Raw genomic sequence first — 26,677 nt, 5'->3', positions numbered from 1 at the left:
CGGTGCCATAGACTGTGCCCGTGACGCCCCCGACCACGCTGGACACCGTCGAACACGCCGCTGCAACGCCCGAGCACCCGCAACCGTTCGCCGAGTTGGGTCTCAAGGACGACGAGTATCAGCGCATCCGCGACATCCTGGGCCGCCGCCCCACCGACGCCGAGCTGGCCATGTACTCGGTGATGTGGAGCGAGCACTGCTCCTACAAGTCCTCCAAGGTGCACCTGCGCTACTTCGGGGAGACCACCACCGACGAGATGCGCAAAGCCATGCTGGCCGGCATCGGCGAGAACGCCGGCGTCGTCGACATCGGTGACGGCTGGGCGGTCACCTTCAAGGTGGAGTCGCACAATCACCCGTCCTATGTCGAGCCGTACCAGGGCGCGGCCACCGGGGTGGGCGGCATCGTGCGCGACATCATGGCGATGGGCGCGCGCCCGGTCGCGGTGATGGACCAGCTGCGTTTCGGCGCCGCCGACGCCCCTGACACCCGCCGGGTGCTCGACGGGGTGGTGCGCGGCATCGGCGGCTACGGCAACTCGCTGGGGCTGCCCAACATCGGCGGCGAAACCATCTTCGACCCCTGCTACGCCGGCAACCCGTTGGTCAACGCGCTGTGTGTCGGTGTGCTGAAGAAAGAAGACCTGCACTTGGCGTTCGCCTCCGGTGCCGGCAACAAGATCATCCTGTTCGGGGCGCGCACCGGCCTGGACGGCATCGGTGGCGTGTCGGTGCTGGCATCGGACACCTTCGGCGGTGACGAGAGTGGTGCCGGCCGAAAGAAACTTCCGTCGGTTCAGGTCGGCGACCCGTTCACCGAGAAGGTGCTCATTGAGTGCTGCCTGGAGCTCTACGCCGCCAAGCTGGTGGTCGGCATCCAGGATCTCGGCGGTGCCGGACTGTCGTGTGCCACTTCTGAGTTGGCGTCTGCCGGCGATGGCGGCATGGCGATTCAGCTGGACAAGGTGCCGCTGCGCGCGGCGAACATGACCCCGGCCGAGGTGCTGTCCAGCGAGTCGCAGGAACGCATGTGCGCTGTGGTCGCCCCGGAGAACGTGGACGCTTTCATGGCGGTCTGCGCCAAGTGGGACGTGCTCGCCACCGTGATCGGTGAGGTGACCGACGGCGACCGGCTGCAGATCACCTGGCACGGCGAGACCGTCGTCGACGTGCCGCCGCGCACCGTGGCCCACGAAGGCCCGATCTATCAGCGCCCGGTCGCGCGCCCCGACACCCAGGACGCGCTGAACGCGGACCGCTCGGACAAGCTGCCGCGGCCGGCCACCGGGGAGGAGCTGCGCGCGACTCTGCTTGCGCTGCTGGGCAGCCCGCACCTGTGCAGCCGGGCGTTCATCACCGAACAGTACGACCGCTACGTGCGCGGCAACACCGTGCTGGCCGAGCACGCCGACGGCGGGATGCTGCGCATCGACGAGGACTCCGGGCGCGGGATCACGATCTCCACCGACGCGTCCGGTCGCTACACCAAGCTCGACCCCTACGCCGGGGCGCAGCTGGCGCTGGCCGAGGCGTACCGCAACGTGGCTGTCACCGGTGCCACGCCGATCGCCGTCACCAACTGCCTGAACTTCGGTTCTCCGGAAGACCCCGGGGTGATGTGGCAGTTCGCCGAGGCCGTTCGCGGTCTGGCCGATGGCTGTGCGGCACTGGGGATTCCGGTGACCGGCGGCAATGTGAGCTTCTACAACCAGACCGGCGCCACGCCGATCCACCCCACCCCCGTCGTCGGGGTGCTCGGGGTCATCGATGACGTCGGCCGCCGTATTCCCACGGCATTCGGCGTCGAACCGGGCGAGACGCTGATCCTGCTCGGCGACACCCGCGACGAGTTCGACGGGTCCATCTGGGCGCAGGTGACCGGCGATCACCTGGGTGGACTGCCGCCGAAGGTCGATCTGGAACGTGAGCAGCTGCTCGCCGAGGTGCTGAGCGCGGCATCGCGCGATGGCCTGATCTCGGCTGCCCACGACTTGAGCGAAGGCGGGCTGATCCAGGCCGTCGTCGAGTCGTCGATCGCCGGTGAAACCGGTTGCCGCATCTTGCTTCCCGAAGACGCCGACCCGTTCGTGTTCCTGTTCTCCGAGTCGGCGGGCAGGGCGCTGGTGGCGGTGCCGCGCACTGAGGAGAGCCGGTTGCGTTCGATGTGCGAGGCGCGCGGTCTGCCGGTCACCCGTGTCGGCGTTGTGGACCAGGCCTCGCAGGAGATCGAGGTCCAGGGCCAGTTCAGTGTGTCGCTGACCGAACTGCGCAGCACCTCCGAAGCGGTGCTGCCGGGGCTGTTCGGATAAAGCCCCAGCGGCATGGAAACGGCCGAGGCAACGGCGAAACACCCGCTGCTGGTGTGGGCGTGGAGCCTGCTGCGGCTCAAGTTCGTCGGAGTGGCGTTCGGTGCGCTGTTCTTCTGTCTGTCGCTGACCCCGTCGCTGCTGCCGCGCGACTGGGTGTTTCAGGGGCTGATCGGCGGGATCAACGCAGCCTTCGGCTACGGACTGGGCGTGCTGATCGGCGCCATGGTGGAACGGTTCCTCCTGCGTGGCGCCAGCTGGTGGCCGCCCCCGCGCCCGGCCTTGCTCGCACTCAAGGCAACGGTGGTGGTGGCGGCCCCGGCCGCGTGCGTTCTGATGCTGATCCCGGCTGCCGGCTGGCAGCGCCAGGTCTCCGAGCTGCTGGGCATCGAAGGCCCGGCAACACTGGGCTACCTGCGCACCCTCGGGGTGGCGATCGGGGTCGCCGCCGCGCTGGTGGCGACTGTGCGAGTGCTGATCGACGCGAGTCGGCTGCTGGCGCGGGCCTTGATCCGGCGGTGGCACCTGCACCGCGAAGTCGCCATGTTCATCGGCAGCGCGATCGTCGTCGTGCTGCTGACCACTTTGATCAACGGGGTGCTGATCCGCGGTTTCTTCGCCGGCGCCAGCGCGGTGTTCCAGCCCGAGGACAGTGCCACCGTGGCCGGGACGATCCAGCCGCTGCAACCGGAGCGATCCGGCAGCCCTGACTCGTTGGCCCCGTGGGCCACCCTGGGCAGTCAGGGCCGCAGCTTCGTCGCCGGGGGAGTGCACGCCGCCGAGCTCACCCGGATCAACGGACGGCCCGCCCGCGAACCCATCAGGGTGTATGCCGGGCTGCACAGCGCCGGCGACGACCAGGCCCGAATGCAGCTGCTGCTCGACGAACTGGACCGCACCCACGCCTTCGATCGGCAGGTGTTGGTCGTGGTGCCCACCACCGGCACCGGGTGGGTGGATCCGGCCGCGGCCGATGCGCTGGAGATGCTCTACAACGGCGACACCGCGATCGTGGGCGTCCAGTACTCCTACCTACCGAGTTGGATCTCCTTCCTGGCCGACCAGCGCAAATCGATGGACTCCGGACGGCTGCTGGTGCGCACCATCGCCGAGCGGTGGCGAGGTCTTCCGGTCGGGCACCGGCCCAAGCTGGTGCTCTACGGCGAGAGCTTGGGGTCCATGGCCGGGCAGGCGGCGTTCGACTGGCTGCCCGACATCGCCGACATGGGCTATGAGTCCGTGTTGTGGGTGGGGCCGCCGCAAGCCAGCCCGCTCTGGCACGCGCTGCTGGTGCGGCGCGACCCCGGCAGCACCGCCGTGTTGCCGCGCTACGACAACGGCCGCACGGTGCGGTTCTCGCAGGGCACGGTGCCGGCCGAGATCGCTCGGATCGCCGCGCCGCCGTGGGACGGCACCCGGGTGCTGTTCCTGCAACATGCCTCCGACCCGGTGGTGTGGTGGTCGACGGACCTGCTGTTCGCGCGGCCGGACTGGCTGACCGAAGCGCCCGGCCCGGACCGTACGGCCTCCATGCGCTGGTACCCGGTGGTGACGTTCTGGCAGGTCAGCGCGGACCTGTTCCACGGTGAGCAGATGCCCGCGGGGCACGGCCACAACTACGCCGACACCATCCTGGACGGCTGGGTGGCGGTGCTGCCACCCGACGGCTGGACGCCGCGCGACACCGAGCGGGTGCGCGCGGCGCTGCGGGGCGAATAGGCAATCGGCCGGGGCAAGCTACCGCGGCCTAACGGCATGCGGGATGCTTCACCCATGCAGCGCTACACCCGTGACGGCCTGGTCTTCGACGTTCGCGACGCCGGGCCGCCCGACGGTCCCGTTGTGGTGCTGCTGCACGGCTTCCCGCAGCGAAACGACAGCTGGAACGCCGTCATCGACCGGCTCACCGCCGCGGGCTACCGATGCCTGGCGCCCAACCAGCGCGGCTATTCACCCGGTGCCCGGCCGCCGCGGCGGCGCGACTACCGCATGTCCGAACTCGTCGCCGACATCGGCGCGCTGATCGACGCCAGTGGCGCGCAGCGCGTGCACCTGGTGGGCCACGACTGGGGTGCCGCGGTGGCGTGGGGAGTGGCGGCCGAACTGCCCGAGCGGCTCGCCACGGTGTCGCCGGTGTCGGTACCGCACCCCGCTGCCTTCCTGAAGTCGTTCATCACCAGCCGCCAAGGTCTGGCGTCGTGGTACATGGGGTTCTTCCAGCTGCCGTGGCTGCCGGAGTGGCTGCTCACGCGCGGGAAAGGCGCCGTGGCCGCCAAGGCGCTACGGCGAAGCGGGCAGAGTTCGGCCGCGGCCGAACGGGATGCGCAGGCCATGATCGAACCGGGCGCGCTGACCGGCGGGCTCAACTGGTACCGGGCCCTGCCGCTGTCGAATCTGCGTGACAGCAACCAGCAGATCTCGGTGCCGACCATGTATGTCTGGAGCGACGACGACATCGCGCTGAAGCCCAAGGCGGCGCGTAACACCGCCCGATACGTCGACGCGGATTATCGCTTCGAGGTCATGGCTGGCGTCTCACACTGGATTCCCGACACCGAACCGGACCGGCTCGCCGATCTGCTGCTGGGCTGGTTCGCCGCGCACCCCACCGATTGACCCGTGGCCGCCGCCCGCTCACGTTCACAGCCCGACCCCGCGCAGACGCGCGCAGCTGTACTGGCGCTCGCGGCGTGGCTGCACGACGACACCGTGCCCGCCCCCGACCGCGCCGAGCTGGCGGCCGCGGTCCGTCTGACCGCGCGCACCCTGGCCGAGTTGGCCCCCGGTGCCAGCGTCGAGGTGCGGATCCCGCCGTTCGTCGCGGTGCAGTGCATCGCCGGACCGCGGCACACCCGCGGCACCCCGCCCAACGTGGTCGAGACCGATCCGCGCAGCTGGCTGCTGCTGGCCGCCGGGCTGCTGGAGACCAGCGCGGCGACCGCGGCCGGAAAGCTGCGGCTATCGGGTGCACGAGCAGCCGAGATCGCCGATTGGTTGCCGTTGGTGAAACTTGACGCATGTTGACCGTAGACTGAACGTCGTCACTGTGGCCCGTCCCCCTGGAGCAGCTGAAACGTGCCGGACCAGCAGGTAGTAGACCTCGAGAATGCACCCCGTGAAGAGTGCGGCGTCTTCGGAGTTTGGGCTCCCGGCGAAGAAGTAGCGAAGCTCACTTATTACGGCCTGTATGCGCTGCAACACCGTGGCCAGGAGGCCGCCGGCATCGCCGTCGGCGACGGCTCGCAGGTGCTGGTCTTCAAAGACCTGGGCTTGGTCAGCCAGGTGTTCGAGGAACAGACGCTGTTGGCGATGCCCGGGCACGTGGCGGTCGGGCACTGCCGCTACTCCACCACTGGCGACACCACCTGGGAGAACGCCCAGCCGGTGTTCCGCAACACCGCCGCCGGTACCGGCGTGGCGCTGGGTCACAACGGCAACCTGGTCAACACCGCCGAACTGGCCGGCCGGGCCCGCGAATTGGGCCTGATCGACACCCGCCGTCCCGGCGTGGCCACCACCGACTCCGACATCCTGGGTGCGCTGCTGGCGCACGGTGCCGCCGACGCCTCCTTGGAGCAGGCGGCGCTGGAACTGCTGCCGACGGCGCGCGGTGCGTTCTGCCTGACCTTTATGGACGAGAACACCCTGTACGCGGCCCGTGACCCGTGGGGCGTGCGGCCGCTGTCGCTGGGCCGGCTCGACCGCGGCTGGGTGGTGGCCTCCGAGACCGCGGCGCTCGACATCGTGGGCGCTTCCTTCGTCCGCGACATCGAGCCCGGCGAGCTGCTGGCGATCGACGCCGACGGGGTGCGCTCCACCCGGTTCGCCAACCCCACCCCGAAGGGCTGCGTCTTCGAGTACGTCTACCTGGCCCGGCCCGATAGCACCATCGGCGGCCGGTCGGTGCACGCCACCCGGGTGGAGATCGGCCGGCGGCTGGCCCGTGAGCACGCGGTGGAGGCCGACCTGGTCATCGGCGTGCCGGAGTCCGGCATCCCCGCCGCGGTGGGCTACGCCCAGGAGTCCGGTATCGACTACGGACAGGGCCTGACCAAGAATGCCTACGTCGGGCGGACCTTCATCCAGCCGTCGCAGACCATCCGTCAGCTCGGTATCCGGCTCAAGCTCAACCCGTTGCGGGAGATCATCCGCGGCAAGCGGCTGATCGTCGTCGATGACTCGATCGTGCGGGGCAACACCCAGCGCGCCCTGGTGCGGATGCTGCGCGAGGCCGGTGCCGTCGAGGTGCACGTGCGGATCGCCTCCCCGCCGGTGAAGTGGCCGTGCTTCTACGGCATCGACTTCGCCTCGCCGGCCGAGCTGATCGCCAACGCCGTCGAGGACGAGACCGAGATGGTCGAAGCGGTGCGACGCGCCATCGGCGCCGACAGCCTCGGCTACGTCAGCCAGGAAGACATGATCGCGGCCACCGAGCAGCCCAAATCGCGGCTGTGCTGTGCCTGTTTCGACGGCAGCTACCCGATCGAGCTGCCCGATGACAGTGCCCTGGGCAAGAACGTCGTCGAGCAGATGCTGAGCAACACCGCGCGCAAAGCCGAGAGCGACAACGACGCCGCGCTGAGCCAGCCCTAGCCCGAAGCCAGCTTCAGGAAACTCCTGAAGCTGACTTCCCGCCCAAGTATCAACTACTTGACACTGAACGTGCCGCTCGATAGCGTCGGCGCCAACAAGACTCGTGACCCGGCGTGAGGACAGGAGTGGTTGTGGCGCGTTTTCCCAAGCCGCCCGAAGGTAGCTGGACCCAGCACTACCCCGAGCTCGGTACCGAACCGGTGTCGTACCGCGATTCCATCAGTCCCGATGTCTATGAGAAGGAACGCGCGGCGATCTTCCGGTGTGCCTGGCTGAATGTCGGTCGGGTAGAGCAGGTTCCGCGGAAGGGCAGCTATTTCACCCGGGAACTCAAGGTGGTCAACACCTCGATCATCCTGGTGCGAACCGGATCTGGCGAGATCAAGGCGTATCACAACGTCTGCCGGCACCGAGGCAACAAGCTGGTGTGGGACACCATGCCGTTGGAGGAGACGAGCGGGAACTGCCGCCAGTTCACCTGCAAGTACCACGCTTGGCGCTACGACTTGGATGGCAATCTGGCCTTCGTTCAGCAGGAGGAAGAGTTCTTCGACCTCGACAAGAGTCGCTACGGCTTGGTCGCCGTGCACTGTGACGTCTGGGAGGGATTCATCTTCGTCAACTTCGCCGCCACTCCGGAGCAGTCGCTGCGCGACTTCCTCGGGCCCATGGTTACGGCGTTGGAGGGCTACCCATTCGGGCAGATGACATCCCGATGGCAATACCGCTCGTCGGTCAACTCCAACTGGAAGCTGTTCCTCGACGCGTTCCAGGAGTTCTATCACGCGCCGGTACTGCACGGGAACCAGACGCCGACGGCCTTTCGGGTGGCGGCTGAACAGGCCGGTTTCGAGGCGCCGCACTATCAGATCGAGGGCCCGCACCGCCTGGTGAGCACCTCAGGTGTTCGAGCCTGGGAGATGTCGTCGGAGATGCGCAAGCCGATCGAGGACATCTGCCAGAGCGGGCTTTTCGGGCCCTGGGATCCGCCGGATATCGGCCCGATGCCCGACGGCCTCAATCCCGCGAAATGCGATCCGTGGGGCCTGGATTCGTTTCAGATCTTCCCCAACTTCACGATCCTGTTCTGGGGCCAAGGCTGGTATCTGACCTACCACTACTGGCCGACGGGGCACGACTCACACATTTTCGAAGGCACGCTGTACTTTCCGCAGCCGCGGACTCCGCGCGAGCGGGTCGCCCAAGAACTCGCGGCGGTGTCGTTCAAGGAGTACGGGTTGCAGGACGCCAGCACCTTGGAGGCCACCCACACGATGATCGGTACCGGGGTGGTGGATCGCTTCCTGCTCAACGACCAAGAGGTGCTGATCCGGCACTTTCACGCCGAGACTGCCGCGTGGATCGCCGAGCACGAGCGCACTACGGCCAAGGTTTGAGACATCGTGACCGCCATGCTGCCAAAGGAATTCGCCGACCTCGAACCGTTTAACCAGTGGTGCCTGCCATCTGAACCAGAGCGCTACGCCAAACGCCTGACCAGTTCCATGTCAGACATGCAGGCGTTCTATGACGCCGTCACGGCACGCGCCGAAGATGCGCTGGCCTACTGCGACAAGTTCAGCCTCGACGATATGCCCGAGGATGTACTGAACCTGATGCACCTGCTGTATTCCATGATCACGGTGGCCTTCCCGGCCGAAGCCTGGAAACAACCGCGCGTTCCGGACTCGGGTGCGGCGGTCATCGAGTGCATCGCCGAGCCGTTCCCGTGAGCCGACCGGTGCGCGAGAAGTGTGTGGTGCGCGCCGATCGATGGCTCGACGTCGACGCCGGTGTGGTGCACTCACCCGCCGTAGTGGTAGTCGAGGATGGGCGGATCGCCGCCGTCAATCCCGAGTCGCCCCTTCCGGTTTCGGCTGACGACTTCGACCTCGGTGACGTCACGCTACTGCCCGGACTGATGGACATGGAGCTCAACCTGCTCATCGGCGGGCCGGGCAGTCCCGAGGGGCTTCCCACCCCGCTGCACGGCGTGCAGGACGATCCCGCCTACCGCACATTGCGAGCCGCGGTTAACGCACGAACCACCCTGGAAGCTGGCTTCACCACCGTCCGCAACCTGGGGCTGATGGTCAAGACCGGTGGTTACCTGCTTGACGTCGCGCTGCAGCGCGCGATCGATCAGGGCTGGCACGTGGGTCCGCGGATCTACCCCGCCGGCCATGCCGTCACGCCCTACGGCGGCCACCTGGATCCGACGGTCTTCCAACGGCTCGCGCCCGGCGTCATGCCGCTGTCGGTCGCCGAGGGCATCGCCAACGGCGTGCCGGATGTGATCGCCTGCGTGCGCTACCAGATCCGCCACGGCGCCAAGCTGATCAAGGTGTCGGCCTCCGGCGGGGTGATGTCACACAGCACCGCCCCGGGCGCCCAGCAGTACTCCGACGCCGAATTGGCCGCAATCGCCGACGAGGCGCATCGGGCCGGGGTGCGGGTGGCCGCACATGCCATCGGCGACACCGCGATTCGGGCGTGCATCCGGGCCGGCATCGACTGCATCGAGCACGGGTTCCTGGCCACCGACGAGACCCTGGCGATGATGGTGGACCACGGCACCTTCCTGGTCTCCACCACCTATTTGACGGATGCCATGGCCGTCGACCGGATCGCTCCGGAACTGCGCAAGAAGGCGGCCGAGGTGTTTCCGCGGGCCAAAGCCATGTTGCCCCGGGCGATCGAGGCCGGTGTACGCATCGCCTGTGGCACCGATGCGCCGGCAATCCCGCATGGCCAGAACGCCAAAGAGCTGTGCGCACTGGTGGAGCGCGGTATGACGCCCATCCAGGCACTGCGGGCGGCCACCGTGGTCAGTGCCGATCTCATCGACGCCGCCCACGAACTGGGCAGGCTGGCCCCCGGCTACTGCGCCGATATCATCGCCGTACCGGGCGACCCGACCCGGGACATCGGCACAACCGGAGACGTGCGATTTGTCATGAAGGACGGCCGAGTCTGCAAACGCAGTTGATAGGGAAGCAGGACATGGATCTCACCAACAACATCCTGTGGCTGCTCAAGCAGGCTTTCTACTACTCGCTGACGACCGTGAACGAGGCGATCAGCGACCACGGGGTGAGTACCGCCCAGATCGGTCTGTTGCGCCAACTCGCCGGAGAACCGGGATTGTCCGGCGCCGAACTCGCACGTCGCCTGCTCATCACTCCGCAGGGTGTGCAACTGGCCCTGAATGCGCTCGAGCGCCGCGGACTGGTGGAGCGCAAGCAGGATCCCCACCACGGCCGAATCCTGCGGGCCTACCTGACCGAGGAGGGGCGCGCGGTGACCTCGGCGGTCGTCACCGACGCGCTCGCCGCGCACGATCAGGTGTTCGGTGTGCTGAGCCCGGAAGAACAGGAGACGTTGCGGGCGCTGCTGGCCCGGGTCGTCGAGCAGGGCACCGGCCACACCCTGTTCGCCGACCACGTGGAGCCCTAAGGACACCGTCACGCAGTGCGGAGCAGCGCGGGCATAGTGTCCCAGCCACGGGCAGCTGAGGAGGACGAGAAGATCGCCGCGTCGAGATCGACCTCCCAGTCGCGGAAGCGATTGAGAATCTCATCGAGGGCGATCCGGCCTTCGAGACGAGCGAGGGCGTTGCCGAGGCAGTAGTGGGCGCCGACCCCAAAGGTGAGGTGTTGACGCGGTGCCCGGCTGACGTCGAAGGACGCGGCAGTCGCTCCGAACCGGCGCTCATCACGATTGGCCGCGCCGATCAGAGTCAGTAGGGCCGCCCCCTCGGGGATCACCTGGCCGTGAAACTCGATGTCGCGGGTGACGTAGCGCGCTGCCTGCAGTGCCGGCGGTTCGTAGCGCAGGATCTCCTCGATGGCGTTCGGCAACAGAGAGCGGTCTTCGGCCAGCAGACGGCGTTGATCGGGATGCTGGGACAGCAACTTGCCCATCCAGCCGATCAGCCGGGTGGTGGTCTCGGCGCCGGCCACCGCGACGACGTTCATGAACATCAGCAATTCCTCGCGGCGTAGTCGCCGCGTGCTGCCGGTCTCATCGGTGAATTCGACTTGCAGCAGGTCGGTGGTCAGGTCGTCGGCCGGATGGTCGATGCGCCAGTCGATGAAGTCGGCGAAGACCTGTCCGTCGGTGAGCGCGCCGTCGGGATTGTCGGTCAACTGCCCGCCGCGCTGGGTGCGCACATGCTTGTCGCCGTCTTCTTGAACGCGCCGCTGGTAGTCCTCGGGGATGCCGAACAGCATGCCCACCACCCGCAGCGGCATCACCGCGCCGAGGTCTTTCACGAAATCGATTCGGTCCGCGCCGATCAACGGGTCCAGGCACCGGGCGGTGAAGTCACGAATGGCGGCCTCGAGTGCATTGATCTTGCGCGGAGTGAACGCCCGGGCCAATAGGCTGCGATGGATGTCATGGATCGGCGGGTCCTCGAAGATCAGCATGCCCGAAGGGATCTCGATCCCGGACTTGAGGATCTCCAACACCACGCCGCGGGCTGAGCTGAAAGTCTTGTGATCGATCAGGGCCGCATTGACGTCCGCGAACCGGCTCACGGCATAGAAGTCGTGAACTTCGTTGTAGTACAGCGGTGCTTCGGCCCGCAGACGCGTGAACATCGGATAGGGATCGGCGTTGAGCCCGACGTCCCAGGGGTCGTAGTACACGTCCGGGGCGATGGTGACGGCCACGGCGTTCTTCACTCTCCGCGCTCGAACGGCACCACGGGTGGCACGGCGACTCCGTCGGGCATCACCAAGTGACCGTCGACGTCGATGTAGCCGGAGCGGTTGGTGGGCAGTGGCAGAACAGGATTCGGGCAGGGCCGGTCGGTGCCGTCGCCACAGATCCCGCCAGTGAAGTAGGACCGCTTCTGGTGATCGGCCGGCCACGGGTCGGAGTGCAGGGCGATCCATTGCGCCGGAACCATATAAAGCACGAAGAAGCACGCGCTGACCCCGGCGAAGACCGCCAGGAACCGGGTGAACTGCTGACGGGCCAAGCCACCTCGCACCTGGTCGAGACCACGTTCGACGACGGTGCGCCCGTGCTCGTCGGTGAAGAAGCGCAGCGAACACAGCGCCGCCTGGACCGCGCCCCACATCAGCCCCTCGTAGATGGGCCATTGGTAGTAGGTGTCGGCGTGAATCGACACCGATCGGATGGCGCCGGGGTAGGTGTAGAAACCGATCGGGAGCAGGACCAAGCCCTCCATGACGAAATCGAAGATGAACGAGATCGCGTAGGTGATCGCAATGAGTCGCAGATTGCTGATAGTGGGCCAGCGCGCCTTGATCTTTCCCATGATCCAGCACCCTGCGATGGTGATCAGCAGCACGCCGTAGGCGTACCCGGGAATGTTCGTCAGCAGCGGCTCGGCCACCTGGCGGCCGGGCTCCTCGGGCGACACCCAACCCGGGATGTGCGATGTCCACGAACCCCGGTTGAACAGCCAGGTGTTGTAGGTGCACCAGGTGTTGAAGTAGTTGAGCAACGGATCTAGAAAGAACATCAGGCCCATCGAGACAAACAGCAAGCCGTCCAACGTGATTCGGCGTTCGCGGCGCCACGGACGGATGAAGAACCACCACACGGCCACCGGCAGGCCGACCCAGAGCACGATGGCGTTGGCCATCAGGGGCACCTTCATGTACATCGGCGGATCGTTCGGCCCGCCGGGGACGCGCTCAAAAAACGGCCCGGTGATCCACCGGGTCCACACGTAGAGCTGCAGCGTCAGCAATGCGCCGCCGGCCGTCGCCCATACCTTGATGGGCCCGCCACTTCCATGGCCGCTTGGCTCCGGTCCAGTGGGAACGGACTCGACCTCTTGACTCGATAAGCCGCTACTCATGGTGCGGTCTCCTTCCGGGATGGCCCAGCCCGGCAAAATATACTTACCAGTATCTAGGATGCCAAGGGGTAGCGCAGATTCTGTGGGACAATTTGGCCCATGGTGGAGCAGTGGACCCGTGAGCGCCGGCTCGAGCGCACGCGGTCGCTGCTGCTGGACGCCGCTGAGGAAGTCTTCGCCGAAAAGGGCTTCACCACGGCGACTCTCGATGACATCGCCCAGGCCGCCGGCTACACCAAGGGCGCCATCTACAAGCACTTTGCGGCCAAAGACGAGCTCTTCCTGGCGGTCAGCGATCGGTACTGGCGCCGGTACTTCGAGAACTTCGCCGAGGTGATGGCGAACGCGACGCAGGTAGGGGTGCGCGAGCTCGACGAGATCGCCGAGCGCTGGCACCGGCTGAGTCGGGACCGGGGCGCGGAGCATGCCGCGCTCGGGTACGAGTTCACGCTGTACCTGCTGCGCAACCCCGAAGCTCGAGATCGCGTCGCCGCCAAGCGGGCGGAGGTCGTCGAGCAGCTGGCGACTTTCATCGTCGAGGGCGTCGAACGGCTCGGGGGAACGCTGTTGATCCCGGCTCTGACCCTGGCGCAGGTTCTCGTCGCCACCAGCGACTCGGCCGTACTGGCCAGCGAACTCGACGGGATCGACCTCTACCGGCCGGTGGTGGCGATGTACGTCTCGATGATCAAGCTGCCCTGACGCCGCCCGGCAGATCCGAAGTTCAACACTTGAGATCAATAACAAGTACTTGATAATATTCCGGGCGGGGACGTCCAGGGTCGCGATTCGCCGATCGACGCCGAAGGGGATGTAATGACCACAGAGGTGCCGCAGCGGGTCGCCGTGGTCACCGGTGGGGGCTCGGGTATGGGCGAGGCCACCTGCCACGAACTGGGCCGGCGCGGCTATCGCGTCGCCGTTCTCGACGTCAATGGCCAAGCCGCGCAGCGGGTTGCCGACGACGTGCTGGGCCAGGGCGCGACCGCGCTGGGCGTCGAGGTCGACGTCACCGATCGGGCCGCCGTCGGCGAGGCCTTCACAGGAGTGCGCAGCGAACTCGGCCCGGTCGCCGCGCTGGTCACCAGCGCCGGGCTCTTCGGTTACTCGGCCTTCGCCGACATCACGCCCGAGGCTTGGGCTCGGATCATCGACGTCAACCTGACCGGGACGTTTCACTGCTGCCAGGCCGCGCTGCCGGACATGGTCGCCGCCGGGTGGGGGCGCATCGTGATGATCTCCTCGTCCAGCGCCCAGCGCGGATCGCCGTTCGCCGCGCACTACGCCGCGTCCAAGGGAGCGGTCATCACCCTGACCAAATCGCTGGCTCGCGAATACGCCACCCAAGGCATCACGGTCAACAACATCCCGCCGTCGGGCATCGAGACGCCCATGCAGCACCAGGGCCAAGCGGCCGGATACCTGCCACCGAACGAGCAGATCGCGGCCAGTATCCCGATGGGACGGCTGGGCACCGGCGCGGACATCGCCGCGGCGGTCGGGTTCTTGTGTTCGCAGGAGGCCGGATTCATCACCGGTCAGGTACTCGGTGTCAACGGAGGGGCGGTGTTGTGACAGAACAACATTCGGTGCGAACCGGCCGGACCGCCCAGGGCTCGTGGACGGAGCATTACCCGGAGTTGGGCACCGGCCCGATCTCTTTCGCCGACTCCACCTCGCCGGAGTTCTTCGAACTCGAACGCGAAGCGGTGTTCAAACGTGCCTGGCTCAACATCGGGCGCATCGAGGAACTTCCCGAACGCGGCAGTTATGCCACCAAGGAGATCGAAGCCGCCCGGGCGTCGGTGCTTCTCGTCCACACCGGCCAAGGAATCCGTGCCTTCCACAACGTCTGCCCGCGGTGCGGAACCAAACTCGTCTGGCACGAGTTTCCGGACCGCGAGATCGCCGGACAGGTCGACGCGATCACCTGCAAACGCTGCCGCCGCACGCACGAATTCGACGGTGCAGACACCGCGGTCCTGATGACGCTGCACTGTGACATCTGGAACGGCTTCATCTTCGTCAACCTCGACACCGAGCCGCATCAGGGCCTGCGGGAATTCCTCGGGCCGATGATCACCGGCCTCGACGGCTACCCGTTCGAGAAGCTGACCGAACGCTATGACTGGGTGGCCCACAACAACAGCAACTGGAAGATCTTCGCCGACGCGTTCCAGGAGTACTACCACGTTCCGGCGCTGCATTCCCAGCAAGTGCCGCCCCAAGTCCGGGTGCCCGGTGCCGGATTCACCTGCGGCCATTTCCAACTCGACGGGCCGCACCGATTGGTCTCCACCGCCGGCCGGCGCCGATGGCTGCTGCCCCCGGAGTACATGTACCCGATCGAGCGGGCCACCCGCAGCGGGCTGGTCGGTCCCTGGGAGACGCCCGACATCGGTGAACTGCCGGCCGGGCTGAATCCGGGCGGCATCGAACCGTGGGGAATCAGCAATTTCCAGATCTTCCCCAACACCGAGATCCTCCTCTACGGCGGCTGGTACCTGCTCTACCGGTACTGGCCCACCTCGCACAACACCCACCGTTTCGAGGCCCACACCTACTTCCACCCGGCCCGCAGCGTGCGCGAGCGCATCGAGCACGAGGTGGCGTCGGTGGTACTCAAGGAGTTTGCGCTGCAAGACGCCGGCATGCTCGGCGGCACCCAGGCGGCGCTGGAGTACGGCATCGTCGACGACTTCCCACTCAACGATCAGGAGATCCTGGTGCGTCACCTGCACAAGGTAGTCGTTGACTGGGTGGACGACCACCGGCGCTCGCAGGCCGGCGTAGGAGCGGCGCAATGAGCGCTCCCCGGCTGCCCAGCGCCTTCGCCGAGCTCGAGCGCTTCGCTGAAACCTGGTGCTTGCCAACCGAAACCGAACGCTTCAATCAGCGGCTGTCCAGCACTATCGGTGAGCTGCGGCAGTTCTACGACGCGTTCTTTCCGCGGCTGGAAGAAGCGATCGACCACTGCGACAAGTTCGCCCTGGACGAACTTCCCGAGGACGCGCTCAACCTGCTGCACCTGATCTATTCCCTGGTGATGGTGGCGATGGCGGTGGAGATCATGCAGCAGCCCGCCCCCGTCGACGCCGCCGACGCCGTCATGATCCGCACCGGCTGGCCCATCCCGTAACGGCCACCAGCGCGAAATCCTCTGTCAGAAAGGACAGGCCGATGAGTCTGCTCACCATCAACAAGCTGACGTCCTCAGTCGGTGCCGAGGTGCTCGGCGTCGACCCGCGGCAGCTCGCTGCCGCGGAGGATCACGACAGCCTGGGGGCCGCGGTGCTCGAGGCGTTGGAAGACAACGGCGTCCTGGTCTTCCGGGGCCTGCGTATCGACCCCCGCGCCCAGGTTGCGTTCTGCGGCCTGCTGGGCAGTGTCGACTACTCCGCCGACGGCCATCACGAGGTCGCGGGCATCTACCCGGTCACACTGAACCGGTCCAAGAACTCCTCGGCGAGCTACCTGCGCGCCACCTTCGACTGGCACATCGACGGGTGCACGCCGACCGGCGACGAATACCCGCAGAAAGCCACCGTGCTCTCGGCGGTGCAGGTAGCCGAACGGGGCGGCGAGACCGAATTCGCCAGCTCGTATGCCGCCTACGACCTACTCGCCGACGACGAGAAGCGGCGCTATGGCGCACTGCGTGTCGTCCACTCGCTAGAGGCTTCCCAGCGGCGGGTCACCCCCGACCCGTCCCCGGAAGAGCTGGCCCGGTGGCGGGCCCGGCCCACCCACGAACATCCTCTGGTGTGGACGCACCGCAACGGGCGCCGATCACTGGTACTCGGCGCCTCCGCCGATTACGTCGTCGGCATGGACCTGGACGAGGGGCGTGCCCTGCTGGACGAACTGCTCACCCGCGCCACCGTGGCCGATCGGGTCTATCGTCACCGCTGGTCGGTGGGGGACACCGTCATCTGGGACAACCGTGGCGTCCTGCACCGGGCCGCCCCCTATGACCCGGATTCCCCGCGGGAAATGCTGCGCACCACGGTGCTCGGTGACGAGCCCATCCGGTGACCGCGGTTTTCGAAGGAGAGGACATGACCGATCTGTCAACGGAGAGCGAGCTTTTCGTCGCCACGGCGCGGGCATTTCTGGACAAGACCGCCGCGCTGAGCGACTACCGCGGCCTGCATGCACGGGGCGGCTCCTACGACGCGGCATGGTGGCGGCAGGCCGCCGATCTCGGCTGGGCCGGCCTGCTGGTGCCCGAGGAGCTCGGTGGCGGCAGTGTCTCGGGCTGCGGCCTGCGCGATCTGGCCGCGATCGCCACCGAGATCGGGCGCACCGTGGCGCCCGGGCCGCTGTACCCGGTGAGCGTGGTCCTGGCCGGTCTCGTCGACGCCGACAACCGGGACACCCATGCGCGGGTCATTGCGGCGCTGATTGCGGGGCAGGCGGTAGCGACCTGGGCTGCCGACGAGCCCGGTCGGGGCTTTCGTCCTCACCAGCCGGGCCTGACCGCAACCAGTATCGCCGGCGGCTACCGGCTCAACGGGGTCAAGGATCGGGTGGAGGCCGGAGACCGAGCAGATCTGGTGCTGATCGGCGCGCGTACCGACGACGGTGCGTTGCGCCAGTTCCTGGTCCGCACCGACAGCGCCGGAGTGCAGGTCACGCCGCAACCCGGCATCGATCTGGTGAAGCAGTACGCGCGGATCGAATTCAGCGATACCGAAATCGACGCGTCCGCCGTAGTGGGCACCGCGGCACAGACCGGTGCGCTCATCGACCGGCAGACCCAGGTCGGGATCGTGCTGGTGTGCGCCGAAACCGCCGGAATCCTGGACGCCGTCATGACCATGACCGTCGCGTGGGCCCGCGACCGGTACAGCTTCGGCCGGCCGCTGGCGTCCTATCAGGCGATCAAACACCGGCTCGCCGACATGACCATGTGGCTGCACGCCTGCCGCGCGATCACCGCCGGTGCGGTGGACAAGGTCGCCGCGCGGGATCCCGACGCCGCCATGTGGGCCGGCGCGGCCAAGTCCTATCTCGGTGAACATGCCGGCCGGCTGATTCAGGAGTGCGTGCAACTGCACGGCGGGATCGGCGTCACCTGGGAACACGACCTGCACCTGTATCTGCGCCGGGCCACCCTGTACCGGAATCTGCTCGGCACTCCCGCCGAGCACCACCAGGCCATCTACGCGGCCGCCAACAGCACGGAGCCCGCCGCATGACCGACATCACCGTTGAGGCCTTCGCCGCGTCGGCACGCGACTGGCTGGCCGCCAACATGCCGCGCCTGGACCCGCAGCACCCCCCGCGCAACGGTCGCGACGACGACGGCGCCTGGCAGCGCGCACGCGAACTGCAGCGGCGGCTGTACGACGGCGGCTTCGCCGGGATCTGCTTCCCCCGCGAATACGGCGGCCTCGGCCTGGGCCTGAGCTACCAGAAGGCCTTCGACGCGGTGTCCGCCGGCTACGAGATGCCGCTGATCCTCAACGTCCCGACCTTCACCATCTGCTGCGCCACCCTGCTCGACACCGGCAGTGAGGAACAGAAGCGCCGCCACATCAGCGCGGCCCTGCGCGGTGACGAGGTGCTGGTGCAGCTGCTCTCGGAGCCCAGCGGCGGATCCGATCTGGCCGGCCTGATCACCCGCGCCGAGCGCGACGGCGACGACTGGGTGGTCAGCGGGGCCAAGACGTGGAGCACCAGTGCGTTCGCCGCCGACTTCGGGTTGCTGCTGGCCCGCACCGATTCGACGGTGCCCAAGCACGACGGCCTGACGATGTTCCTGGTGCCGATCGACGCGCCCGGCGTCACGCTGCGCCGCATCGAGCAGGTCGACGGCTCCAACGAGTTCTGCGAAGAGTTCTTCGACGGGTTGCGGCTCGGGCCCGACACGGTGGTGGGCGAGGTCAACAAGGGCTGGGACGTCGCGTCGCGGCTGCTCTACCACGAGCGGCGGGCGGTGGGGCAGGGTTCGGAGTTCGCCAGCGGGCGCGGCCCCGAGCGCACCGAGATGGCTGCCGGCGACTTCCTGACCTTGGCGCACGACGCCGGCACCGCCGACGACCCGCTGACCCAGGACCAGATCGGCCGGGTGCTGGCCCGGCGCATGGTGCGCGACAAGCTCATCGACTACGCCGGGCGCGGCATGCGCAGCGGTGAACTTCCGCCGGCCGCGGCTTCGATCATCCGGCTGTTCCATTCCGATGTGACCTACCTGGAGGTCGACACCGCCATGGCGGTCGCCGGTCCGTTGGCCGTGGTGGACGACGAGGCGCACCTGCTCAGAGCCGGCCGGCGGTATCTGTCACGACAGACCGTGGGCCTCGGTGGCGGCAGCGACGAGATGGCGCGCAACGTCATCGCCGAGCGCGTTCTGGGCCTGCCTCGCGAGTACGCCGCCGACCGCGGCGTACCGTTCAATCAGGTCCGCCACAACCGGCTCTGAGCCCGTAACGTCGAGCGCAATACCGAACGCAGTCGGCGACCGGTAGCCTTTACCGCGATGACCTCAGCAGAATCAAGCTCCCAGGGCGTTACCTACGCATCGGCCGGAGTGGACATCGACGCCGGTGACCGGGCCGTCGAATTGTTCAAACCGTTGGCCGCCAAGGCCACCAGGCCGGAGGTGCGGGGTGGCCTCGGCGGCTTCGCCGGCCTGTTCGCCCTGCGCAACGACTACCGTGAGCCGCTGTTGGCGTCCTCCACCGACGGCGTGGGCACCAAGCTGGCCATCGCCCAGGCACTGGACAAGCACGACACCGTCGGCATCGACCTAGTGGCCATGGTCGTCGACGACCTGGTGGTCTGCGGCGCCGAGCCGCTGTTCCTGCAGGACTACATCGCCGTCGGCCGCACCGTGCCCGAACGCGTCGCCGCGATCGTCTCCGGCATCGCCGAAGGGTGTGTGCAGGCTGGCTGCGCGCTGCTGGGTGGGGAGACCGCCGAGCACCCCGGCCTGATGGAACCCGACCACTACGACATCTCCGCGACCGGTGTCGGCGTGGTGGAGGCCGACGACGTGCTGGGCCCTGATCGGGTCCGCCCCGGCGACGTGCTGATCGCGATGGGCTCCTCGGGCCTGCACTCCAACGGCTACTCGTTGGCGCGGGCGGTGCTGCTGGACATCGACCGGATGAACCTGGCCGGCCACGTCGAGGAGTTCGGTCGCACCCTCGGTGAGGAACTGCTGGAACCGACGCGCATCTACGCCAAGGATTGCCTGGCGCTGGCCGCCGAAACTCAGGTGCGGACGTTTTGCCACGTGACCGGCGGCGGCTTGGCCGGTAACCTCGCCCGCGTCATCCCCGACGGGCTGATTGCCGAGGTGGACCGTGGCACCTGGACGCCGGCTCCGGTGTTCGCGATGATCGCCCAGCGTGGACGGGTGAGCCGCGCGGAGATGGAGAAGACGTTCAACCTGGGCGTCGGCATGGTTGCCATCGTCGCGCCGGAGGACACCGACCGCGCGCTGGCCATCCTGACTGCCCGCCACGTCGACTGCTGGCCGCTCGGCACAGTTGCCAAGCCGGGGAAGAACGCCGAACCGGGAGACGGGGCCACGCTGGTCGGGGAGCACCCGAGGTTCTAGGCCGAGGTTCTAGGCCCTAGCGGGTCTGCCCAGCCCCATCAAGTCCAGCCCTATCGGGGCCAGTCAGGACCGGCGGTACGCCTGGCGCTCAACGGCGCCAGTCGTCGTCGCCATTCCAGGAGTCGTCACCGTCGGAGTCGTTGACCTCAGACCCAGCCAGCTCACGTTGGAGCTGGGAGAAATCGGTCGACGGTGAGCTGTACTTCAGCTCTCGAGCAACCTTGGTCTGCTTCGCCTTAGCCCGGCCGCGGCCCATGGGGGGACCCCCTCGCGCAATAACGGAGCGGCCCAACGAGCAGGCGGCTCCGATCTGAATGTGTTTATTGTCCTGCCGACAGCTTACCGTGCCGATCGCGGAGCTGCCGACCTGCCCTGCGCCGGTGTGACCACTATCAAAGCCGGCCCCGCAGCCGGTCGACGGCGAGCCGTCCCGCGCCGCGCTCGTCCGGCGGCGGCATCGATTCCGGGTCGATCACCGCACTGACCTCCGAGTCGGCGCCGGTCAGCAGCGGAGTATCGGCCGGGAGTCCGCGTTTGAGCAGCGCCAGCGCGATCGGACCCAGTTCGAAATGGTCCACCACCGTGCCCAGCCGGCCCACCGAGCGCCCGCCTGAGGTGACCGGATCGCCTGTCGAGGGCCGGTCCACCGATCCATCCAGGTGCAACAGCACCAACATCCGCGGCGGTTTGCCCAGGTTATGCACCCTGGCTACCGTCTCCTGCCCGCTGTAGCACCCTTTGTCCAGGTGCACCGCGGCGACGCCCGGCCCGCCGATCCAGTTCAGTTCGTGCGGGATGGTGCGCTCGTCGGTGTCCACGCCCAACCGTGGGCGCCCGGCGGCCACGCGGTGGGCTTCGTAGGCCCATATTCCGGCGGGTCGCACCCCGGCCTGGGTCAGCCGCCGCTGCCACTCGCTCTTCTCGGCGCGCGGCACCAGCAGTTCCAGCGCATCGTGGCCCGGCGCCCGCCGAACGAAACCCCCGGAATCACCGACCGATACCGCCGTCGCCCCGAGCGGAGCGGCCAGCCCCAACGCGTCGAGGACAGCCGGAGCATCCCGGTCGGGGCCTAACAGCGACAGCACCCCAAGGTCCGCCGGCTCGATGGCGACGTCGGCCCAGAACACCATCTTGCGCAGGTGTTCGATCAGGGGCGTGCCCCGCCATGGCTCGGTGTCGAGGTAGGTCCGCTCATTCAGCTCGGTCTGGACCCAGTGGTTCTGGATGTGGCCCTTGGCGTCCAAGGTCAGGTTCTCGGTGCTGGCGCCGTCGGCAAGATCGGCGACGTGCTGGGTGCACAGGCTGTGCAGCCACGTCTTGCGGTCCGCGCCGCTCAGCGCGAGCACCGCCCGGTGGGACCGATCGACCAACACGGCTGCGGTTTCAGCGCTGCGCTGTTCGCCGAACGGGTCGCCGTAATGCCAGACAGCGCCCGCGTCGGGGCCGGAATCAGGTGCGGGGACGGCGGACACGGATCAACTCTACGGAGCCGCTACGCTCACGGTCCATGGCACCGGAGGCCGATGTGGAAGACAGCGTCGTGACGATCGTCACCGTGGGCGGTGGGCTTGCCGCAGCCGGCTCGCCGCTATTGCACGCCGACGATCTGGCGGCGCTGCGCGGCGACGGGGTTTTCGAGACGCTGCTGGTGCGCGACGGCGCCGCCTGCCTGCTCGATGCTCACCTGGCCCGGCTGGCGCGCTCCGCCGAGCTGATGGACCTGCCGGCGCCGAACCTGGACGACTGGCGTCGTGCCGTCGACGAGGCGGTGCAGCAGTGGGCCGGAACGGGCGAGGGCGCCCTGCGAATGATCTACAGCCGGGGCCGAGAAACCGGTTCGGCACCAACCGCATACGTCATGCTGACCCCGCTGCCGGAACGCATCGCAGCGGCCCGCCGAGAGGGCGTGGCGGTGATCACCTTGGACCGTGGTCTGTCGGCGCAGGGGCTGGAGCTGCCGTGGCTGCTGGCCGGCGCCAAGACGCTGTCTTATGCGGTGAACATGGCGGCGCTGCGGTACGCCGCGAAACAGGGCGCCGACGACGTCATCTTCATCAGCTCCGACGGTTACGTCTTGGAGGGGCCGCGCTCGACGGTGGTGCTGGTGGAGCCCGGACGGCTCATCACCCCGCCGCTGTCGCACCCGATCCTGCGCGGCACCACCCAGGAGGCACTGTTCGACGTGGCCCGCGCCGCGGGCTACCAATGCGAATACGCCCCGTTGCGACTGTCGGATCTCGCTGCGGCGCAAGATCTCTGGCTGGTGTCGAGCATCACCTTGGCCGCACGGGTGCACACCTTGGACGGCCGGGCGCTACAACCGCGGGTGTCCGAGCAGGAATTCGCCGGACTGGTCGACACCGCGATCGGTCACTGACTCTGCGTCCACCAGGCGCCGCACTCGAACTTTTGCTTGGTGGGCGCAGAGTCAACGCAAAAAGATCAGCCGATGAAGCGTGACAAGCGCGCCGACAGGTGCGGCACCAGCTCGCCGTCGGCGTTCACCCGCTCCTCGACATAGGCCAGGTCGCCGTCCTCGACGATCCCGTACAGCCGCTTGGCCCCGCCGATCAGCGCACCCGATTTGCTGCGGGCCAGCGCATCGGTGACCAGCTCCCAGGAGGCCGGGCCGTGCGGGCGCCCGTAGAACAGCTCCACATAGCCGGTGGAGTGCGCCAGCAGCAGTTCGATGGCCTGCGACTCGTCGGGGTCGTCCGGATCGTCCACGAACCGCCAGAAGCCGGTTTCGCGGAGGGCCGGTTGGCTGGACTCGTCGTCGTCGGACAGCCGCCAGGACCGCGCTTCCCAGTTCAGGTAGTCGCCGCCGTCGTGGGACACCACGATCTGCTGCCCGAACCGGTAGTCACCCTGCGCGCCGTGGCCCACGCCTTCACCGCGCCACACCCCGACCAACGGCAGCAGCGCCAACAGGGCGTCGTGCAGGTTCGCACCCTCGCGCAGGTTGGCGGTATCGGTGAACGGCAGGTCGTCGAAGACCGGAATGTTGCGTGCCGCGGTCTGCTTGGCACGCTCAGCGGCCGCCGCTACCGCGCGGTCGCCGGAACCCCGGTCGACCTGGCGCTCGCCGGCATCCGGCGTACCCCCCTCGGAGGCACTCACATCTCGTCGGTAATCAGCCGATACAGCGTGTACAGCGCGAACCAGGTGATCAGGCCAGTCGCCGCCACCAGCATCAACTCGAAGAACAACACCACGGGGGGAAGTCTAGCGGCGTTCGCAAGGCCGGCGAAGCCGGGTGCAGCGGGACGCCGCGATCGGGTAGTGCGAGTCGTCAGGCGACTTTGATGTCGACCTCGTGGATGCCCGCCCCGGAGGGCGTCACCACGGCGTCACCGTTACCGGCCGAGGACAGGGCACGCACCCTCCAGGCGCCTGGAGCGGCGAAGAACCGGAAGTCACCGGTGGCCGAGGCCACGACCTCAGCGGTGAACTCGTCCGAGGAGTCCAGCAGTCGGACGAAGGCACCGCCGACGGACGCGCCGGAGCTGTCCACCACGCGGCCAGTGATCACGGTCTCCTTCTCCAGGTCGACGTTGGCAGGCAGGGCGAGCCCTTGCTTGGGTCCAGAGCACATATCAGCTTCCCAATTCGATCGGGGCGCCCACCAGGGAGCCGTATTCCATCCAACTACCGTCGTAGTTCTTGACGTTGCGATGTCCGAGCAGCTCACGCAGCACGAACCAGGTGTGTGACGAACGCTCACCGATACGGCAATAGGCGATGGTCTCCTTCTGACCATCCAGGCCGGCGTCGGCGTACAGCTTGGCCAGCTCCTCGTCGGACTTGAAGGTGCCGTCCTCGTTGGCGGCGCGGCTCCACGGCACGTTGATCGCGCTCGGGACGTGGCCGCGCTGCTGGCTCTGCTCCTGAGGCAGGTGGGCGGGAGCCAGGATCTTGCCGGAGAACTCCTCGGGGGAGCGCACATCGACGAGGTTCTTGGTGTTTATCGCCGCGACCACCTCGTCGCGGCGGGCCCGCAGCGATTCGTCCAACGGCTTGGCGGTGTAGGACGTGGCGGGCCGATTGACGGCTTCGCTCGACAGCGGACGACCGCCGAGCTCCCACTTCTTGCGGCCGCCGTCGAGCAGCTTGACGGACTCGTGTCCGTACAGCTTGAAGTACCAGTAGGCGAAGGCGGCGAACCAGTTGTTGTTGCCGCCGTAGAGGATCACGGTGTCGTCGTTGGCGACGCCGCGCTCGGAGAGCAGCTTGGAGAACGCGGCCTCGTCGATGACGTCGCGGCGTACCGGATCCTGTAGGTCTTTGCGCCAGTCCAGCCGGATGGCGCCCGGGATGTGGTTGATGTCGTAGACGCTGGTGTCTTCGTCGACTTCGATGAACACCGTGTTGGGCGCGTCGAGATTGCTCTCAGCCCAGTCGGTGGAGACCAGGACGTCAGAGCGTGCCATGGGGGAGTCCTTTCCGGTTACTTCCAGGGGAGATGCTGTGGCTACGCCGTATCCGGTCGCAGGCGTACGACGAGCGGGTAGAGCTGGCAGCCCAGACAGATGCCGAAGGCGGCGTTGAGGAAGGCCGCCGCCAGGGCAAAGGCCGTCGCGACCAGGCCGACTGCCGGGGCGAACGCGAACCCGGCGATCCCGATCACGGCGAACACCAGGCCGACGAGCTGGGCGAAGCGCAGCGGCGCCACCGGCTCACGCTCGGTGACCGGCCCCAGTCGCGGTGCCACCAGCCGGGCGAACAGCAATCCGTAGGGGTGCCGGCGAGGGCCCGCGGTCGCGCCGATCGCGAAGACGACGGCTTGGGCGGCCAGCAGAATGGCCGCGCCGATCGGGCTGGACCCGGCGATGAGCAGGACGGCCACCAGTACGACGGTGGTGATCCAGGCGGTGAACCGGGGACCCCGGACGTCTACCTGTTGGATTTGGGCGGTGTCGGTGTGGATGTCCCGCATGAAATGCTCCTGGCTGTCGTGGCGAGTGGCTGGTGGAGACATGCCACGGCTTCCCGGGCGCTCCGATAGCGACGCGAAAACGCGCGTCTCAGCGACAACGACAACAACAGCAGCCCGCGGTGCGGCACAGGTCGACTGTGCGGCGCTTGGTGAGCACAAGCTCGAGGCGGGCGAACACGACGTACAGACTACCCAACATTGGGGCCGTCAAGCCAACAGAGGTTCCAGCGCAGAACGCAGGTCCGCCGACGTCGGCACACCGGTGGCGCGGTACCGCTGGCGCCCCTCGGCGTCGAAAATCACCGTGGTCGGCAGCGACAGCACCGAGAACCTGCGCGCCGCATCGGGGTTGGCGTCGATGTCGATTTCGTGATGGGCGACACCGCCGAGATCATCGCAGACCTTCTCCACCACCCGGCGCACGCCGGCGCACGGTCCGCACCAGGGCGCTGAGAAATGCACCACTGCCGGGCGTCCCGGTTCCAGCTCCAAAAAGGCGGCATCGGAACCGGCGGCGTCGCCGTCGCCAGTCTCGGTGCCGGGCAGTTGTCGCAACACGCCGGCCCGTCGGTTCAGCCACCACCCGATCGCACCGGCGAATACCAGGGCGGCGAAGATCGCGACGATGCTCATCGTGGGCGGAACTCCGGCAGGGTGACCGTCATTCCATCGGCGATGCCCTCGATGATCACATCGGAGCCGCGCGCACCCTGACTGGTCGGGATCAACCCGAACGGCAGCCGCTGCTGAGGCAGGCTGCCACTGAACGCGGTGAGCACCGCGGCGCGCTGCTCCTCGGGCACAGTCTGGTCGGCGGTGTCCGGCCCGGTAAGGATGCCGGTCGGGGTGATCACCAACGTGCTGTGGTCTGCCCCACCGATGGACAGGTCGACGGCCACGCTCACCCGCTTGCCGAAACCCGCTGGCGTGCCGGTGAATACCAGCCCGTGGCTGCTCGAGATTCCGGATTCGGTGGTGCCGCCGGTGTTGTCGTTGGTCTCGGCCGGCGGCGCCTCCACCATGAGGTCGCGGATGCCCAGGTAGCGGCCCAAATGCACGGAGCCGATGATTATCCGGCTCTCCAGCCTGGCCACCGGGATCGGGGCGTGCGGCCGGAACCGCCAAGTTGCTTCGGTCAAGTCGACCGAGTGCATGGTGGCCTCGAGCATCGACTTGCCGATCATCGGCTGTTCGACGGCCGGGGCCTTGATCTCCACTTCGGTGTAGTGATCGCGGCGCGCCTGCGGCAGAAACGGGAAGCCCAGGATCGCCACGAACGGGTCCGCGCGCAGGTCCGTGGCCCGGCGTACCGCCCGTGACAACTGGTACTCGGCATAGACGCTTGCTCCGAAATCGACCCCGACGGCCACCAAGACCAGGGCCGCGATCGCGGCCGACATACCGATAAGCACCCTGCGCACTCGGTCATTCTG

At 67.6% G+C, this 26,677-nt stretch carries 29 protein-coding genes; 18 read left to right on the top strand and 11 right to left on the bottom strand.

Annotation, left to right across the window (positions count from 1 at the left end; translation table 11 throughout):
• Positions 1-14: 14 nt before the first annotated feature.
• From purL to MJO54_RS20070, 9 genes are all read left to right on the top strand, one after another.
• Entirely contained in the window at positions 15-2,309 is a 2,295-nt protein-coding gene (gene purL, locus MJO54_RS20110; RefSeq protein WP_105295849.1) for a phosphoribosylformylglycinamidine synthase subunit PurL, read from the top strand.
• Between the two features lie 12 nt (positions 2,310-2,321).
• Entirely contained in the window at positions 2,322-4,025 is a 1,704-nt protein-coding gene (locus MJO54_RS20105; RefSeq protein ID WP_105295850.1) for an alpha/beta hydrolase, read from the top strand.
• A 54-nt stretch (positions 4,026-4,079) separates the two neighbouring features.
• Positions 4,080-4,922, top strand: coding sequence for an alpha/beta fold hydrolase (locus MJO54_RS20100; RefSeq protein ID WP_064889518.1), 843 nt, complete (start codon positions 4,080-4,082; stop codon positions 4,920-4,922).
• A 3-nt stretch (positions 4,923-4,925) separates the two neighbouring features.
• Positions 4,926-5,330, top strand: a complete 405-nt coding sequence (locus MJO54_RS20095; protein WP_064889495.1) for a sterol carrier family protein — start codon at positions 4,926-4,928, stop codon at positions 5,328-5,330.
• A gap of 51 nt (positions 5,331-5,381) precedes the next feature.
• A complete protein-coding gene (gene purF / locus MJO54_RS20090; protein ID WP_046285888.1) occupies positions 5,382-6,899 on the top strand; it encodes an amidophosphoribosyltransferase in 1,518 nt (505 codons plus the stop codon).
• 131 nt (positions 6,900-7,030) lie between these two features.
• Positions 7,031-8,296: an aromatic ring-hydroxylating oxygenase subunit alpha gene (locus MJO54_RS20085; protein ID WP_105294643.1), complete on the top strand. Its 1,266-nt coding sequence runs from the start codon at positions 7,031-7,033 to the stop codon at positions 8,294-8,296.
• Between the two features lie 15 nt (positions 8,297-8,311).
• Positions 8,312-8,632, top strand: a complete 321-nt coding sequence (locus MJO54_RS20080; protein WP_240176013.1) for a hypothetical protein — start codon at positions 8,312-8,314, stop codon at positions 8,630-8,632.
• The gene (locus MJO54_RS20075; RefSeq protein WP_434085419.1) at positions 8,629-9,888 is read left to right on the top strand and encodes a metal-dependent hydrolase family protein; all 1,260 of its coding nucleotides are present in this window, start codon (positions 8,629-8,631) and stop codon (positions 9,886-9,888) included. The genes MJO54_RS20080 and MJO54_RS20075 overlap by 4 nt, the downstream gene beginning before the upstream one ends.
• Before the next feature lie 14 nt (positions 9,889-9,902).
• Positions 9,903-10,355, top strand: coding sequence for a MarR family winged helix-turn-helix transcriptional regulator (locus MJO54_RS20070; RefSeq protein WP_046285886.1), 453 nt, complete (start codon positions 9,903-9,905; stop codon positions 10,353-10,355).
• A gap of 8 nt (positions 10,356-10,363) precedes the next feature.
• On the opposite strand, the gene MJO54_RS20065 is transcribed toward MJO54_RS20070, so the two are convergent.
• Complete coding sequence (locus MJO54_RS20065; RefSeq protein ID WP_240175384.1) at positions 10,364-11,587, bottom strand: cytochrome P450; 1,224 nt, start codon at positions 11,585-11,587, stop codon at positions 10,364-10,366.
• Complete coding sequence (locus tag MJO54_RS20060; protein WP_240175383.1) at positions 11,584-12,738, bottom strand: spirocyclase AveC family protein; 1,155 nt, start codon at positions 12,736-12,738, stop codon at positions 11,584-11,586. Before MJO54_RS20060 ends, MJO54_RS20065 begins: the two co-directional genes overlap by 4 nt.
• A gap of 99 nt (positions 12,739-12,837) precedes the next feature.
• Here MJO54_RS20060 and MJO54_RS20055 point away from each other — a divergent pair, with 99 nt between their 5' ends.
• The 8 genes from MJO54_RS20055 to purM all read left to right on the top strand — a co-directional run bounded on the left by MJO54_RS20055 (position 12,838) and on the right by purM (position 20,308).
• Positions 12,838-13,440: a TetR/AcrR family transcriptional regulator gene (locus MJO54_RS20055; RefSeq protein WP_046285884.1), complete on the top strand. Its 603-nt coding sequence runs from the start codon at positions 12,838-12,840 to the stop codon at positions 13,438-13,440.
• Between the two features lie 114 nt (positions 13,441-13,554).
• Positions 13,555-14,313, top strand: coding sequence for an SDR family NAD(P)-dependent oxidoreductase (locus MJO54_RS20050; protein ID WP_240175382.1), 759 nt, complete (start codon positions 13,555-13,557; stop codon positions 14,311-14,313).
• Positions 14,310-15,545: an aromatic ring-hydroxylating dioxygenase subunit alpha gene (locus MJO54_RS20045; protein ID WP_240175381.1), complete on the top strand. Its 1,236-nt coding sequence runs from the start codon at positions 14,310-14,312 to the stop codon at positions 15,543-15,545. The genes MJO54_RS20050 and MJO54_RS20045 overlap by 4 nt, the downstream gene beginning before the upstream one ends.
• Positions 15,542-15,877: a hypothetical protein gene (locus tag MJO54_RS20040; RefSeq protein ID WP_240175380.1), complete on the top strand. Its 336-nt coding sequence runs from the start codon at positions 15,542-15,544 to the stop codon at positions 15,875-15,877. Before MJO54_RS20045 ends, MJO54_RS20040 begins: the two co-directional genes overlap by 4 nt.
• 41 nt (positions 15,878-15,918) lie before the next feature.
• Complete coding sequence (locus MJO54_RS20035; RefSeq protein WP_064889489.1) at positions 15,919-16,773, top strand: TauD/TfdA dioxygenase family protein; 855 nt, start codon at positions 15,919-15,921, stop codon at positions 16,771-16,773.
• Positions 16,774-16,796: 23 nt separating this feature from the next.
• Positions 16,797-17,939 carry an acyl-CoA dehydrogenase family protein gene (locus MJO54_RS20030; RefSeq protein WP_240175379.1) on the top strand — a complete coding sequence of 381 codons (1,143 nt, stop codon included), beginning with the start codon at positions 16,797-16,799 and terminating at the stop codon, positions 17,937-17,939.
• Entirely contained in the window at positions 17,936-19,165 is a 1,230-nt protein-coding gene (locus MJO54_RS20025) for an acyl-CoA dehydrogenase family protein (RefSeq protein ID WP_046286888.1), read from the top strand. The genes MJO54_RS20030 and MJO54_RS20025 overlap by 4 nt, the downstream gene beginning before the upstream one ends.
• Positions 19,166-19,222: 57 nt before the next feature.
• Positions 19,223-20,308 (top strand): phosphoribosylformylglycinamidine cyclo-ligase, encoded by a 1,086-nt coding sequence (gene purM, locus MJO54_RS20020; protein WP_046286889.1) that lies wholly within the window; start codon positions 19,223-19,225, stop codon positions 20,306-20,308.
• Between the two features lie 88 nt (positions 20,309-20,396).
• Here the strand turns inward: purM and MJO54_RS20015 are convergent, their stop codons facing one another.
• Entirely contained in the window at positions 20,397-20,564 is a 168-nt protein-coding gene (locus tag MJO54_RS20015; RefSeq protein WP_082108471.1) for a DUF3073 domain-containing protein, read from the bottom strand.
• A 136-nt stretch (positions 20,565-20,700) separates the two neighbouring features.
• Positions 20,701-21,780 (bottom strand): CAF17-like 4Fe-4S cluster assembly/insertion protein YgfZ, encoded by a 1,080-nt coding sequence (ygfZ, locus tag MJO54_RS20010; protein WP_240175378.1) that lies wholly within the window; start codon positions 21,778-21,780, stop codon positions 20,701-20,703.
• Between the two features lie 35 nt (positions 21,781-21,815).
• Between ygfZ and MJO54_RS20005 the strand changes: the two genes are divergently transcribed.
• On the top strand, positions 21,816-22,685 hold the full coding sequence (locus MJO54_RS20005; RefSeq protein WP_046286428.1) for an aminodeoxychorismate lyase: 870 nt from the start codon (positions 21,816-21,818) through the stop codon (positions 22,683-22,685).
• A gap of 65 nt (positions 22,686-22,750) precedes the next feature.
• Here the strand turns inward: MJO54_RS20005 and MJO54_RS20000 are convergent, their stop codons facing one another.
• From MJO54_RS20000 to lmeA, 7 genes are all read right to left on the bottom strand, one after another.
• Positions 22,751-23,428 carry a heme-binding beta-barrel domain-containing protein gene (locus MJO54_RS20000; RefSeq protein WP_046286427.1) on the bottom strand — a complete coding sequence of 226 codons (678 nt, stop codon included), beginning with the start codon at positions 23,426-23,428 and terminating at the stop codon, positions 22,751-22,753.
• Between the two features lie 172 nt (positions 23,429-23,600).
• A complete protein-coding gene (locus tag MJO54_RS19995) occupies positions 23,601-23,903 on the bottom strand; it encodes a DUF1416 domain-containing protein (protein WP_046286426.1) in 303 nt (100 codons plus the stop codon).
• 1 nt (position 23,904) lies between these two features.
• A complete protein-coding gene (locus MJO54_RS19990) occupies positions 23,905-24,738 on the bottom strand; it encodes a sulfurtransferase (protein WP_046286425.1) in 834 nt (277 codons plus the stop codon).
• 41 nt (positions 24,739-24,779) lie between these two features.
• Entirely contained in the window at positions 24,780-25,244 is a 465-nt protein-coding gene (locus MJO54_RS19985) for a DUF4395 domain-containing protein (RefSeq protein WP_240175377.1), read from the bottom strand.
• 88 nt (positions 25,245-25,332) lie between these two features.
• A complete protein-coding gene (locus MJO54_RS23785; protein WP_350355691.1) occupies positions 25,333-25,443 on the bottom strand; it encodes a putative leader peptide in 111 nt (36 codons plus the stop codon).
• An 8-nt stretch (positions 25,444-25,451) separates the two neighbouring features.
• On the bottom strand, positions 25,452-25,877 hold the full coding sequence (locus MJO54_RS19980; protein WP_240175376.1) for a thioredoxin family protein: 426 nt from the start codon (positions 25,875-25,877) through the stop codon (positions 25,452-25,454).
• Complete coding sequence (lmeA, locus tag MJO54_RS19975) at positions 25,874-26,665, bottom strand: mannan chain length control protein LmeA (RefSeq protein WP_434085418.1); 792 nt, start codon at positions 26,663-26,665, stop codon at positions 25,874-25,876. The genes MJO54_RS19980 and lmeA overlap by 4 nt, the downstream gene beginning before the upstream one ends.
• Positions 26,666-26,677: the final 12 nt, after the last annotated feature.

Origin of the sequence: Mycolicibacter virginiensis (genome assembly GCF_022374935.2) — a bacterium.
Lineage (GTDB): Bacteria > Actinomycetota > Actinomycetes > Mycobacteriales > Mycobacteriaceae > Mycobacterium > Mycobacterium virginiense.
This window is presented reverse-complemented; position numbering and strand designations above follow the sequence as displayed.

Coding starts and splice junctions, on each gene's coding strand:
- MJO54_RS20040 (WP_240175380.1), top strand. CDS start 15,542: ATGAGCGCTCCCCGGCTGCCCAGCGCCTTCGCCGAGCTCGAGCGCTTC.
- MJO54_RS20055 (WP_046285884.1), top strand. CDS start 12,838: ATGGTGGAGCAGTGGACCCGTGAGCGCCGGCTCGAGCGCACGCGGTCG.
- MJO54_RS20100 (WP_064889518.1), top strand. CDS start 4,080: ATGCAGCGCTACACCCGTGACGGCCTGGTCTTCGACGTTCGCGACGCC.
- MJO54_RS20015 (WP_082108471.1), bottom strand. CDS start 20,564: ATGGGCCGCGGCCGGGCTAAGGCGAAGCAGACCAAGGTTGCTCGAGAG.
- MJO54_RS20080 (WP_240176013.1), top strand. CDS start 8,312: ATGCTGCCAAAGGAATTCGCCGACCTCGAACCGTTTAACCAGTGGTGC.
- MJO54_RS23785 (WP_350355691.1), bottom strand. CDS start 25,443: ATGTTGGGTAGTCTGTACGTCGTGTTCGCCCGCCTCGAGCTTGTGCTC.
- MJO54_RS19990 (WP_046286425.1), bottom strand. CDS start 24,738: ATGGCACGCTCTGACGTCCTGGTCTCCACCGACTGGGCTGAGAGCAAT.
- MJO54_RS20105 (WP_105295850.1), top strand. CDS start 2,322: ATGGAAACGGCCGAGGCAACGGCGAAACACCCGCTGCTGGTGTGGGCG.
- MJO54_RS20060 (WP_240175383.1), bottom strand. CDS start 12,738: ATGAGTAGCGGCTTATCGAGTCAAGAGGTCGAGTCCGTTCCCACTGGA.
- MJO54_RS19985 (WP_240175377.1), bottom strand. CDS start 25,244: ATGCGGGACATCCACACCGACACCGCCCAAATCCAACAGGTAGACGTC.
- MJO54_RS20025 (WP_046286888.1), top strand. CDS start 17,936: ATGACCGACATCACCGTTGAGGCCTTCGCCGCGTCGGCACGCGACTGG.
- purM (WP_046286889.1), top strand. CDS start 19,223: ATGACCTCAGCAGAATCAAGCTCCCAGGGCGTTACCTACGCATCGGCC.
- MJO54_RS20050 (WP_240175382.1), top strand. CDS start 13,555: ATGACCACAGAGGTGCCGCAGCGGGTCGCCGTGGTCACCGGTGGGGGC.
- MJO54_RS20030 (WP_240175379.1), top strand. CDS start 16,797: ATGACCGATCTGTCAACGGAGAGCGAGCTTTTCGTCGCCACGGCGCGG.
- MJO54_RS19980 (WP_240175376.1), bottom strand. CDS start 25,877: ATGAGCATCGTCGCGATCTTCGCCGCCCTGGTATTCGCCGGTGCGATC.
- MJO54_RS20005 (WP_046286428.1), top strand. CDS start 21,816: ATGGCACCGGAGGCCGATGTGGAAGACAGCGTCGTGACGATCGTCACC.
- MJO54_RS19995 (WP_046286426.1), bottom strand. CDS start 23,903: ATGTGCTCTGGACCCAAGCAAGGGCTCGCCCTGCCTGCCAACGTCGAC.
- MJO54_RS20070 (WP_046285886.1), top strand. CDS start 9,903: ATGGATCTCACCAACAACATCCTGTGGCTGCTCAAGCAGGCTTTCTAC.
- MJO54_RS20035 (WP_064889489.1), top strand. CDS start 15,919: ATGAGTCTGCTCACCATCAACAAGCTGACGTCCTCAGTCGGTGCCGAG.